Raw genomic sequence first — 13,087 nt, 5'->3', positions numbered from 1 at the left:
ATCAATTCAACAGACAGTGGAACAGGCATCTTGCCTGTTTCTTTGGGCGGGCAAGATGCCCACCCCACAATCAATTCAACAGACAGTGGAACAGGCATCTTGCCTGTTTCTTTGGGCGGGCAAGATGCCCACCCCACAATCAATTCCTCGGAAGATGAAGCATCAGCTTTCTTCACTTTCGCAGAAACCCTAGCCGCCCAGCAGCAAAACAAACTGCCAATTAAACCCCGAATAATTCAAACAACCGAACAGTTAAACGAATTAGTCGAACTGCTGCAAACCTACACCGACAAAGCCTCACCCGTGGCGTGGGATACCGAAACCACCGCCATCGAACCGCGAGACGCCGAATTAGTCGGAATTGGCTGCTGTTGGGGAACCGGCGAAGAGGATGTCGCTTATATTCCCACCGGACACAAAACGGGCAAAAACTTAGACAAAGCCACAGTTTTAAATGCTTTGCGTCCGATTTTGGAAAGCGAGAATTATCCCAAGGCGCTGCAAAATGCTAAGTTCGATCGATCGATCCTGCGTTGTCAAGGAATCAAACTAGCCGGAGTCGTCTTCGACACCATGCTAGCCAGTTACGTACTCAATCCCGAAACCAGCCACAGCCTCAGCGAATTGTCAAAGAAATACTTAGTCGAGTCAGAAGACAATCACAGTGTCAGCGAATCGTTAAGGGAATACTTACGCAATAATCCCAAAAGTTATAATCAATTAGTATCGAAAAACCAAACAATTGCTGACATCAGTATTGTAAAAGTAGCCGACTACTGCGGCATGGATGTTTACACTACATTTCACTTAGTTGGGGCACTTAAAGCCAAATTGAAGGAAGCTGATGAATCTAGCTTTCCAGATAAGTCTTTGCAGAAGTTGCTCCTGGAAGTAGAACAGCCCCTAGAACCAGTTTTAGCAGAAATGGAATACTGCGGAATTCGCATAAATTCAGCATATCTGCAAGAACTATCGCAACAGCTAGAAAAAAGCTTAGCTGAAATAGAAGAAAAAACTTATCAAGCAGCCGGGAGAAAGTTTAATTTAGGTTCCCCTAAACAACTCAGCGAAATCTTGTTAGAAAAAATCCCCGATGAGTTTCAGAAAAAGTCTCGCAAAACTAAGACTGGATACTCTACAGACGCCGCTGTATTGGATAAATTGCAAGGAGACCACCCGATTGTAGACGATTTATTAGAACACCGAACATTATCCAAGTTGAAATCAACTTATGTCGATGCTTTGCCGCAGTTAGTGCGTGCGGATACCGGGCGAGTGCATACAGATTTTAACCAAGCTGCAACTGGTACGGGAAGGCTTTCTTCTTCCAATCCAAATTTACAAAATATTCCCATCCGCACCGAGTTTTCGCGGCAAATTCGCAAAGCTTTTTTACCGGAAGAAGGTTGGCTGATGGTGTCGGCTGACTATTCTCAAATTGAACTGCGAATTTTGGCTCATTTGAGTCAAGAACCTGTGTTAATTGAAGCTTATCAAAATAACCGAGATGTGCATACCGTGACGGCTCAACTGTTATTTGAAAAGGAAGAAATAACTCCCGACGAGCGCAGGTTTGGCAAAACGATTAATTTTGGGGTAGTTTACGGTATGGGGGCGATCAAGTTTGGGCGATCGATGGGCAAGACTTCCAAAGATGGCAAGGAGTTTATTGCTAAATTTAACGCTCGCTATAGTAAAGTTTTTGAATATTTGGAGAAAGTAAAAAAAGAGGCGATCGCCCTCGGATACGTTACCACAATTTTAGGCCGCCGCCGTTACTTAAACTTCGAGAGCGAAAGCCTCCGCGACTTAAAAGGCCGCAATCCCCAAGACATTCACTCCGATCGACTTAAATCTCTCAGCAGAGATGACGCCCAATCTTTGCGGGCCGCAGCCAACGCTCCCATTCAAGGTTCCAGTGCTGATATCATTAAACTTGCCATGATTGAGGTACACAAAATTTTGCAAAACTATCAGGCGCGGCTGCTGCTGCAAGTTCACGACGAATTAATATTTGAAGTCCCTCCCGATGAATGGGAAGAATTGCAACCAAAAATTAGAAGTGCGATGGAAAGTGCTCCGACAATTATAAGTGCGATGGAAAATGCTCTGCCGAAAAATACAAGTGCGATGGAAAATGCGCCCGGTATGGTACCGCTGATAGTTGACATCCACGCTGGGCAAAATTGGATGGAAACTAAATAAAACACAGAAATATGAGCCAACTTAAAATCGCCATTTTCCCCAAAATAAAAACCTTAAGTGCAGTTGCTTTGCTATTGTTACTATTCGGGTGTCCACAAAAGTTAGCGCCCAACAACTATGCTGTCAAGCGAGTCAGCGACGGTGACACCCTTGTCGCCAGCGATGCTGCCGGAAAAGATATAAAAGTGCGTTTTGCCTGCATAGATGCACCGGAAGTCGCGCACACCAATGCTGAGAAAAATAGCAAAGCATCAGCACTAAAAAATCAATTTAAGTGGGGCAATTTAGCGCACCAAAGAATGCAGCAGCTCGTAAAAAAAGGGGGGGGTCGCGTTGTCTTGACCGTCACCGATACTGACCGCTACGGTCGCAAAGTTAGCGAAGTTCGTTTGCCAAACGGCACATTTGCCCAAGAAGTTTTGACCCGCGAAGGATTAGCAATGGTTTACCGTCCTTACTTGAAAAACTGTCCGAGTGCAAGTATTCTGGAACAAGCTGAAGCCGAAGCTAAGAAAAATCGCCGTGGCGTTTGGGGAGATTCTAAATTTGTTCCCGCGTGGGATTTTCGCAAGAAATGATTTAGTCATTGGTTATTGGTTATTGGTGGTTGACAGTTGACTGTTAACTGTTACCAGTTCTCCATGCCCCATGCCCCACGCCCAATTCTCCATGCCCTATGCCCTATGCCCAATTCCCAATTCCCCAACAAATGTGATAGGCTCCAGATAAACTAATAGACTGCTGACAAAAGCGGTCTATTGCAATCACCCAAAATTAACTTTAAGGGACATCAATGAATTTCAAACATCTGGTTATTTCCGGCCTTGCCCTGATCCTCGGTACTGCAATTGTAGGAAATGCGATTGCTCAAGAACTGACCGACAACCAAAAAACGGTTATTTGTCGCTTGAAAACAGAAGTTGACCAGCGAAAAGGCAACGGTCAAAAATTAGTATTTGTGCCGTTGCTGGGTCAAGTTCGCAAGCAAGTTTCATCTCCTTTTAGAGCAACGCTGCATCCTAATGTGGAGTATGTTTTTGTTGCCACTTGCGACGGAAATTGCCAGGATTTAAACTTATCTCTCAAGGATGCAAGCGGTCAGGAAGTCGCTGTCAGTCAAAAAACAGGCGAACTGGCGTCAATCTCTTTTACTCCCCCATCCCAAGGCGAATATCAAATCATTGCTAAGCCAGGGGAATGCACGACGGCAGAGGGTTGCAGTTACGGCCTGGGAATCTTCGTTCCAGCAAGTGCGATCGTACCTAATGCTTCAAGAATTCCTGCTGAGATAGCACAATTTCGACTTTGCCAGTAGGGGAACAGCGATAGAGTTGTGGGTTGCGAGTAGAGTAGAGTTTTTAATCAGAAATCTAACTCATAACTTGCAACTTATAACTCGCAACTTATCTCGCAACCACGCCCGACGGTGAGTAGGTTCTTAATTAGTGAAACCATGCCTTTGACCGAAAGCATCCAGGATACAAGCCCCCGGATTCATCCGTAGGGTCAAGGCTTCAATTCTTTAATCTAAAATCTAAAATCTAAAATCGATTGACTGGTTCTTCCTTCTTGCTTTTTTTACTCTGAGCGACTTGCCCTGCCCTTCGACTTGGCTCAGGAACCGCGACTTGCCCGATCGCATCGCCGAAGGGAGGGTAGCCGAAGGCAGCCGAAGAGCCTTCTTCCTTCTGCTATAATTTGTTACGCATAACTCCTCCAAACTGTCAAGCCGATCGAGCTGTGGAACCCTGCAAAGACCCCATAAGTGCCGAAACCTGGCTTGAATCCAGAACTTTATTTACCCTCAGACAGGCATCAATTAGAATATAGATGGTGCCTCTCAAAGGTGACGAGTACATTGCCCATGTCTTTAACCTTAGCTTTGAAAAATCAACTGCAGAACCGTCCTCAAATAGGGTTGAAAAGTCTGTTGGGCCGCTTGGGTATCAGGCAGAAAATCGGCTGCGGATACGCATTGGTCATTAGTATTGCCGTTTTGGGTGCTGTGGCGGGACGGGGAGTAGAATCCTATCACAAACAGCAAGTTAGAGAAAAACTAGTGATCGACCGAGATAAAGCGGAAATCCTGACAAACCTCAACAACACGGTGCAGGAAGTCAGAATTCAGCAGCAAGAGCTCGCGAGTCTGACAGCCAAACCGCAAATTTTCGATCGCGAACGCTCGGAATTCCTGACTCGCGTTGCTCAGATGAGCGGAATCCTGGAACAACTGCAAACCCTACCGCCGACGAAGAATCCCGAGATTGCCCAAGACTACGAACTGCTTCAACAGTTCGCTCAAGTCAACGGCAAAACCGTAGAATCATACTTTCAACAAGTACAAAAATTGTTGGCTACTGCGAAATTATCTGCTTTGAATCCGAAGCAGCAGCAGGCTTTCGGGCAGAATTTGAACAATTTTGTGGCGGGCGAAACTGCTTTGAAACTCAAACAGTTTTCCGAGGATTCAGCCCAACTGGCCGGCAACTTTCGCGAGAAAGCAGACGAGGCATTGAGAACCTACGAAAATGCCGAAAAACTCGGAACTCTCATTCTCGTTTGCTCTCTCTTGATATCAGGTGCGATCGCAGCAATTCTAGCAGCATACACCAGCGGGGCGATCGCTCGCTCCTTAGAAGCCACCACCCTCATCGCTCAGCGAGTGACAGAAGAATCTAACTTTGACCTGCAAGTACCCGTCACTACTTCCGACGAAGTGGGAATGCTAGCAATTTCCCTCAACGAACTAATCCAAAGAGTAGCCGAATACACAGAAGAATTGCACGAAGCAAAAGTAGCCGCCGAAGCTGCCAACCGCTCCAAAAGTGCATTTCTCGCCAACATGAGCCACGAACTACGCACCCCCCTCAACGCCATCATTAACTACAGCGAAATGCTGCAAGAAGATGCTCAAGATTCTGGTTCAGAAGACTTTCTGCCGGACTTAGAAAAAATTCAAACCGCAGGCAAACACCTGCTGGATATGATTAGCGACATTCTCGACATTTCCAAAATTGAAGCCGGTCACGTCACCCTTTATTTAGAAAACTTCGACGTGGCGACCATGATTGAAGAAGTGATGACTACTGCTCAACCGCTAGTAGAAAAAAAAGGCAATGCTTTAGCACTGAAAACAAAAGGCGAACTCGGCACAATGTACGCCGACCAACCGAAAGTGCGACAAATTCTCCTCAATTTGCTTAGCAATGCTGCCAAATTTACCGAAAAAGGCGTCATTACTATCGGCGTCGAAAGAATGAAAATTGAAAAATCAAGACCGACCAAACAAAATAAAAATAATGATATTCACTCTGGTTCAAACTACACTTCTCAAGTTTTAATGTTTCGAGTTAGCGACACCGGCATCGGCATGACAAACGAGCAATTAGAGCAGATATTTAAACCTTTTACCCAAGCTGATGCTTCAACTACCCGCAAGTACGGAGGGACGGGTTTGGGATTGACAATTAGCCAGCGTTTGTGTCAAATTCTCGGCGGCGAAATTAGCGTCGAAAGCGAAGATGGTAAAGGTTCAACTTTTATTGTCAGTCTCCCGGAACGGGTGGTAATGCAGGCATGAAGTCAATCGATTTTAGATTTTAGATTTGAGATTAAAGAATTGAAGCATTGACCCCACGGATAAATTCGGGGGCTTGTATCCTGGATGCTTTCGGTCAGGCAAGATAGGGATTTTGACACGGATATACAGATTAATTATTGAGCATTTGTCAATAGTCAGGAGGCAGATATTCAAGGAAAAAGAAAGAGGGAGGAAGGAAGAGGGAAATTTAAAAATATTTTGATATGGCAACCGCTTTCGTCGGTTCGGGCATAAATTGTAAATAGCCCCAATTGCCGTGCGATCGCCAAACCCATCTCCAAAGTTGTACTCTTCAATATCAATACTTCGGACAATTTTTGATTACCAACCGTAGAATAAGGGTTTCAAGGCTCCAAGGCGATCGAGCTACCAACTAAAAATCGATCGTTTCAAACTACGAAATAAAAACATCCAGACTATTGAAATATCAGGGCTTATGAATAATATTACTCGCGTCTCAGTTGACTCAGCAGGCAATCAGGGCAATCAAGGTCCATTGTACTACTTTTTTCCTTCCATTTCGCCCGACGGGCGGTTTGTGGGGTTTGCATCTCCAGCATCCAACCTCGTGCCGGGGGACACTAACGCTAGCGATGATATCTTTGTGCGCGACACGCTAGCCAATACCACTACCCGTGTCTCTGTTGACTCAGCAGGCAATCAGGGGAACAACATTTCCATCGCTCCCTCTATCTCAGCCGACGGGCGGTTTGTGGCATTTTCATCTGAGGCCTCCAACCTCGTGCCGGGGGACACTAACGCTAGTGGCGACATCTTCGTGCGGGACTTGTTGACGAATACCACCACTCGCGTCTCGGTAGACTCAGCAGGCAATCAGGGGAACCAGTTCTCCTACGGGCCGTCCATTTCAGCCGACGGGCGGTTTGTGGCATTTTTCTCTGTGGCCCCAAACCTCGTGCCGGGGGATACTAACGGCACTTACGACATTTTCGTGCGCGACTTGTTGACCAATACTACTAGCCTTGTCTCTGCGAGTTCCAATGGCGAGATCGCCAACCGCGGCTCCATCCGTGGCTCTATTTCTGCTGACGGGCGGTTTGTGGCCTTTTCATCTGAGGCCACAAACCTCGTACCGGGGGACACTAACGCTAGTGGCGACATCTTCGTGCGGGACTTGTTGACGAATACCACCACTCGCGTCTCGGTAGACTCAGCAGGCAATCAGGGGAACCAGTTCTCCTACGGGCCGTCCATTTCAGCCGACGGGCGGTTTGTGGCCTTTTCTTCTGATGCCTCCAACCTCGTGCCGGGGGATACTAACAATACCCGCGATATTTTCGTGCGGGACACGCTCACCAATACCACCACCCGCGTCTCTGTAGACTCAGCAGACAATCAGGCGAACAGCTTCTCCTACGAGCCGTCCATTTCAGCCGACGGGCGGTTTGTGGCATTTTGGGCTGGTGCCACCAACCTCGTGCCGGGGGATACTAACGATAACTCTGACATCTTCGTGCGGGACACGCTCACCAATACCACCACCCGCGTGTCAGTAGATGCAGCAGGCAATCAGGGGAACAATAACTCCGCATACGCCTCCATCTCTGCAGATGGGCGGAGAGTAGCGTTTCAGTCAGAGGCCTCCAACCTCGTGCCGGGGGATACTAACAATACCCGCGATGTCTTTGTTTCTGACACCGGCAGCACTCCAGGCAATAACCCTCCTGATAACAGCATCAACGGCACTCCCGGCAACGACATCCTGTTTGGCACCAGCGACAACGATATCATCAACGGTGTGGAAGGGAATGACGTACTTATGGGTTTGCGAGGCAACGATATCCTTGTCGGGGGCGACGGCAGCGATATCCTGAATGGCGGCAAAGGTTTTGACACTCTCAACAGCGGTTTGGGAAACGATATTCTAATCGGCGGTTTGGGAAACGATGTATTTGTTTTAGGTGCCGGATTGGGAGTTGATACGATCGCTGATTTCGCCAAGTCTCAAGATACCGTGCAATTAATCAATGGCTTGACCTTCGGACAGCTATCAATTTCGCCGGGAACTGACGGCACATTAATTACAGTAACCAGCAGCGGTGAAGTTTTAGCTTCTTTGATAGGTGTTGCTCCCAATCTCATCGGTTCTGAAGATTTCATCTCGGTCTAGAGATAGTAAAATAGCAATCCTTGCAGGAGTCGTAAATTTTTACCCCACCCCAGCCCTCCCCTTACCAAGGGGAGGGAGTAAGAAATTCACAAATGATTTAGGATTGCTATATAGGGGTTCTGCGTAAGTTTTGATAATTCCCAGGTTTTGACCTGGGAATATAGCAAGCCTAAAGAACAAAGCCTTGTACAACAGTAGTTTTCAAGACTCCTTCAAAAGTGCGTTCTGTCTTGTCCACCAGCACAACTACATTGCGCCCGTTCGGAGACAAACGAACTTCTCGGATTGAATAAGAGAACACCCAATCTTGAAAATTGTTCAGCGATCCGAGGACACGCTGCCGACCGTTATGATTAATTACAAGACGCATGGCCGCGCTTTCTCTGCCAGCAGAAGCATTTTTTTGCTGCTGTTCTAGGCGAATTTGTAAAGGCTTTGCTGTATTGACTCTGACGGCGACTGTCTCGCTTCCATTGGCTCCGGGAGTACGAGAAATAATGTTCAGTTTAGTTCCAGATCGAGGAGGAGTTAACTTCAAATTTTGCCTGCTATTCCAACTTTTTTTAAGCAAGTCATCTTCGGCCATTTTAGTGCTTTTATTGGAATCTGGCTCGCCATATGTAGTTTGGATACACCCATTTTTGATGCAGGAATTTGCAGCAACTTGGACAATTTGCAATTTTGCTTTGGGAATTCCCGCTCCAGTATCTCTGGAACTTTCTAGATACAAGTAGTAATTGCTGTCGGCGGAAAAACCAGACATCCGGTGTGCGGCACGCCAGGTACTTGCCAAAGCTTCAGGGGCTAGTGCGATCGCGGAACTTGCTATAATTCCTAACGAAATTAAAGGTAAAATTTTCATAGCTATATTTTCCAGGTGTGAGAGTTATAGCGGCTGTTATTGATGAGTAAAACAATAACGCTTCGGGTTTCGCTATAGGACTGTGACGCTTCTCAAGTCCTCTCTCCTATTTACATGAGTGTTTCTCCATTTTCCGCAGCAGGAGACTGTTTAAGAATGTGCCGTTTTTTTAAGTGGCACTAGAAAGCATTTTTAATGTGAGAGTTGGTCTTATCTCACATCTTGCACTCTTCTCAAGAACAGGCAAGATGCCTGTTCCACAAAGAGTGAATTTTCTTGTGGAACAGGCCGAAAAGCCTGTTCATAAAAGCTTATTGACAATGGTGCAACATCTCAGTCTTATCCAAGAGTCCAACTTTTAGGCGCAAAAGTTTGCTTTTCCTTGCGAGGGACTGCAACCAAGGACGGAAATACCTATCTCAAGATAGGGGAACACCGATCCGCCCCCCCTCTGCAACTCCCTACAATGACAATTGTACGGGCGATCGAGCAATTGCCTCTACAGCAATCATCATTTTTAATGCAGGGAATTAAAATTTATGCAACCGAATAATCCAAACCAATTTACAGAAAAAGCCTGGGAAGCCCTCGCGCGCACCCCCGAAATCGTCAAAGCAGGTCAGCAGCAGCAGCTAGAAAGCGAACATTTGATGAAAGCTTTGCTGGAACAAGAATCGGGACTTGCTAGCAGCTTATTTAACAAAGCGGGAGTTTCCGTAGCAAAATTGCGCGATCGCACTGATGAGTTTATCAGTCGCCAGCCGAAAATTACTGGAAGCGGCGGCAACGTTTATCTAGGTCGTTCTCTCGACACTTTGCTCGATCGCGCCGAAACTTACCGAAAAGAGTACGGCGATGAATTTATATCGATCGAGCATTTGATACTAGGTTACGTTAACGACGATCGTTTCGGCAAAAATTTACTACAAGAATTTAAACTAGATGAAGCCAAGCTCAAAGATATCATTACCCAAGTCCGGGGGAAGAACAAAGTGACCGATCAAAATCCAGAAGGCAAATACGAAGCGCTGGAAAAATACGGCCGAGATTTGACTGAAGCCGCGCGTCAAGGCAAACTCGATCCGGTAATCGGACGGGATGACGAAATCCGCCGCACGATTCAAATTTTGAGCCGTCGCACCAAAAATAACCCGGTATTGATTGGGGAACCGGGAGTAGGAAAAACTGCGATCGCCGAAGGACTCGCCCAGCGAATTATCACCGGAGATGTGCCACAATCTCTCAAAGACAGACAATTAATTAGCTTAGATATGGGCGCATTAATTGCCGGGGCAAAATTCCGGGGAGAATTTGAAGAACGCTTGAAAGCCGTGCTCAAAGAAGTGATGGACAGCAACGGCAAAGTCATCTTATTTATCGATGAAATTCACACCGTTGTCGGTGCCGGCGCAACTCAAGGCTCGATGGATGCCGGTAACTTACTTAAACCCATGTTAGCGAGGGGAGAATTGCGCTGTATCGGCGCTACAACTCTCGACGAATACCGCAAGTACCTCGAAAAAGATGCGGCACTAGAACGCCGTTTTCAACAAGTTTATGTTGACCAACCGACAGTTGAAGATACTGTCTCGATTTTGCGGGGCTTGAAAGAACGCTACGAAGTTCACCACGGCGTTAAAATTTCTGACAGCGCCTTAGTGGCGGCGGCTACTTTGTCTACTCGATATATTAGCGATCGCTTCCTTCCAGACAAAGCCATTGACTTAGTGGACGAAGCAGCCGCTAAACTCAAAATGGAGATTACCTCCAAACCGGAAGAACTAGACGAAATCGATCGCAGGATTTTGCAGCTAGAAATGGAAAGACTGTCGCTGCAAAAAGAAAGTAACGCTGCTTCGATCGAACGTTTGGAAAGACTGGAAAAAGACTTAGCAAACCTCAAGGAACAGCAAAGCGCTTTGAATGCCCAGTGGCAATCGGAAAAAGGTGTCATCGGCAACATTCAAAAGATTAAAGAACAGATTGATAAGGTGAATATTGAAATTCAGCAAGCTGAATTAAAATATGACCTGAACCGTGCTGCTGAGTTGAAATATAGCAAGTTAACTGAACTGCAAAAACAATTGCAAGAAGCAGAAGCTCAACTTTCAGCAACTCAAACCACAGGTAAAACTTTGCTGCGGGAAGAAGTTACAGAAGGTGACATTGCGGAGATTATTTCCAAGTGGACGGGAATTCCGATCAGCAAGTTAGTTGAATCGGAAATGCAGAAACTTCTGCACTTGGAAGATGAACTGCACAAGCGGGTAATTGGACAGGATGAAGCGGTGACTGCGGTTGCAGATGCAATTCAGCGATCGCGCGCAGGTTTAGCCGATCCAAATCGTCCGGTTGCGAGTTTTATCTTCCTCGGCCCCACGGGTGTTGGTAAAACCGAGTTGGCGAAAGCATTAGCGTCTTATCTGTTCGACACCGAAGAAGCGATCGTGCGAATTGATATGTCGGAATACATGGAGAAACACGCGGTTTCGCGGTTAATTGGTGCGCCTCCGGGATACGTCGGCTACGATGAAGGCGGACAATTAACTGAGGCTGTGCGCCGCCGTCCTTACTCCGTGATTCTATTCGATGAAATCGAGAAAGCGCACCCGGATGTATTCAACATCATGCTGCAAATTCTGGATGACGGCCGCGTTACCGATGCTCAAGGTCACACAGTAGACTTTAAGAATTCTGTGATTATTATGACATCGAATGTCGGCTCTCAATACATCTTAGATGTGGCGGGAGATAACGAACAAATGCGGAGTCGGGTGATGGAAGCGATGCGGGGAACTTTCCGCCCGGAATTCTTGAACCGGATTGATGAGATGATTATCTTCCACGGTTTGAGTAAGACGGAACTGCGGCAGATTGTGCTGTTGCAAGTGAAGCGCTTGGAAAAACGGTTGACTGAACGCAAAATGTCTCTGAAATTGTCGGAATCTGCGATCGATTTCTTAGCAGAAATAGGTTACGATCCGGTTTACGGTGCGCGGCCTTTGAAGCGGGGAATTCAACGCGAGTTAGAAACGCAAATGGCGAAGGGTATTTTGCGGGGAGATTTTGCCGATGGAGATACGATTTTTGTGGATATCGAGAATGAAAGGTTGGCATTTAAGCGGCTGCCGGCACAGTTGGTGACTGCGAAATAATTTGGGTAGGGTGGGCTGCGGCCCACCTTATTTTTTTGAGGCGATGGTTCTTTTTTTTACCGCAGATGTAGGGGGATGGACGCGGATGCACGCGGATGGGATTGCGGGCGATCGTTCTTAAGGGCGATCGCTTTCTGATTTATCTTTTTTCTGTTCTTGACGTTCTCGAACAGATTTAGTCAGCAGGTACGTGGCCAAACTGCTAACGGATCTGCTTTCTTCTTCTGCCCATTCTTCCAGAGCTTTTTGAATCTCCTCTGGCAAGTATGCGGTAACTCGTCCCCGTGAAGCCATTCCTTGTACTGCAAAACATCTCAACACACTCCATCTTACGCCGTGGCCATCGCTTAAGGGCGATCGCTTTCTGATTCTTCCTTTTTCTGCTCTTGGCGCTCTCTGACTGCTTTAGCTGCCACATGGGATAGCAGGTTTGCAAGGGTTCTATCTTCTTCTTCGGCCCATTCAGACAAGGCTTGATGAACGTCTTCTGGCAGTGTAACTGTAACTCGCATTCGTGAAGGCATGGGCTGGCATGGTTTTACTTCAATTGTCTTTAATTTTACACTCTAACATCATTTTCTATAATTTTATGTTAATTGCATCGAATAACATCAAATGATGCTATAAGTGTATATAGGGTTCAGATCCTAAAAAGTCAGAAGCCAGCCCCTTACTGTCCAAGGTTCCGGGCTGGCTCTGGCTCCAAAAATATCAATGGAGTGTATTCAATTATGACTTACAAAGACCGCTTGCACTGTTGGGCGATCGCCCGTTTGTTACCCTCTGAGCAATGGATAATTGTTGCCCGCTTCCGCAGTCGTTCCGATGCAGACGGGCATTTTCAGTTTCTGCGTCAAACTATACCCCACGTCAAGTTTGAGGTTGTGTTCGATCGCAGTGGCGATCGTCACCGTTTAGCAGCAGCGGGCGAGATCCCTGACAATATCCTCACTAGCGCGTTATGGATTGTAATTTTTCCGCTAGTTTCTGTTAGTTCGAGTTGGCGATCGATCTTTTTTTAGTAAGGGCGATCGTCCGTACCATTTTAGCCAAATAAAAATTTACACTGCGGTGGCCTAAAGACTACAATTTTCCGAACAAAACTCCATCAACCCTTTTTTCTGGATTTTTCG

At 46.6% G+C, this 13,087-nt stretch carries 10 protein-coding genes; 7 read left to right on the top strand and 3 right to left on the bottom strand.

The genetic code is table 11. The features are described from left to right. From polA to QUA83_RS11020, 5 genes are all read left to right on the top strand, one after another. On the top strand, window positions 1-2,205 hold a 2,205-nt coding region (gene polA, locus QUA83_RS11040), incomplete at its 5' end, for a DNA polymerase I (protein WP_333293214.1). Window positions 2,206-2,216: 11 nt separating this feature from the next. Continuing rightward, window positions 2,217-2,783, top strand: a complete 567-nt coding sequence (locus QUA83_RS11035; RefSeq protein WP_333293213.1) for a thermonuclease family protein — start codon at window positions 2,217-2,219, stop codon at window positions 2,781-2,783. Between the two features lie 215 nt (window positions 2,784-2,998). After that, window positions 2,999-3,520, top strand: coding sequence for a hypothetical protein (locus QUA83_RS11030; protein WP_333293212.1), 522 nt, complete (start codon window positions 2,999-3,001; stop codon window positions 3,518-3,520). 549 nt (window positions 3,521-4,069) lie between these two features. Then, window positions 4,070-5,785 (top strand): ATP-binding protein, encoded by a 1,716-nt coding sequence (locus QUA83_RS11025; RefSeq protein WP_333293211.1) that lies wholly within the window; start codon window positions 4,070-4,072, stop codon window positions 5,783-5,785. Between the two features lie 457 nt (window positions 5,786-6,242). Next, window positions 6,243-7,937, top strand: a complete 1,695-nt coding sequence (locus QUA83_RS11020) for a calcium-binding protein (protein WP_333293210.1) — start codon at window positions 6,243-6,245, stop codon at window positions 7,935-7,937. A gap of 169 nt (window positions 7,938-8,106) precedes the next feature. Here the strand turns inward: QUA83_RS11020 and QUA83_RS11015 are convergent, their stop codons facing one another. Further along, a complete protein-coding gene (locus tag QUA83_RS11015) occupies window positions 8,107-8,799 on the bottom strand; it encodes a DUF2259 domain-containing protein (protein ID WP_333293209.1) in 693 nt (230 codons plus the stop codon). A 539-nt stretch (window positions 8,800-9,338) separates the two neighbouring features. Between QUA83_RS11015 and clpB the strand changes: the two genes are divergently transcribed. Then, window positions 9,339-11,954: an ATP-dependent chaperone ClpB gene (gene clpB / locus QUA83_RS11010; protein ID WP_333293208.1), complete on the top strand. Its 2,616-nt coding sequence runs from the start codon at window positions 9,339-9,341 to the stop codon at window positions 11,952-11,954. A 117-nt stretch (window positions 11,955-12,071) separates the two neighbouring features. Here clpB and QUA83_RS11005 read toward each other — a convergent pair whose 3' ends face one another. Then, on the bottom strand, window positions 12,072-12,248 hold the full coding sequence (locus QUA83_RS11005; RefSeq protein WP_333293206.1) for a ribbon-helix-helix domain-containing protein: 177 nt from the start codon (window positions 12,246-12,248) through the stop codon (window positions 12,072-12,074). Window positions 12,249-12,301: 53 nt separating this feature from the next. Further along, a complete protein-coding gene (locus QUA83_RS11000) occupies window positions 12,302-12,478 on the bottom strand; it encodes a ribbon-helix-helix domain-containing protein (protein WP_333029546.1) in 177 nt (58 codons plus the stop codon). Between the two features lie 207 nt (window positions 12,479-12,685). Here QUA83_RS11000 and QUA83_RS10995 point away from each other — a divergent pair, with 207 nt between their 5' ends. Next, complete coding sequence (locus QUA83_RS10995) at window positions 12,686-12,976, top strand: hypothetical protein (protein ID WP_333293204.1); 291 nt, start codon at window positions 12,686-12,688, stop codon at window positions 12,974-12,976. Window positions 12,977-13,087 lie beyond the last annotated feature (111 nt).

The sequence above is a fragment of the Microcoleus sp. K1-B1 genome (genome assembly GCF_036704705.1).
Taxonomy (GTDB): Bacteria; Cyanobacteriota; Cyanobacteriia; order Cyanobacteriales; family Microcoleaceae; genus Microcoleus.
Note: the sequence above shows the minus strand (reverse complement) of the source record. Positions and strands in the feature narration are given on the sequence as shown.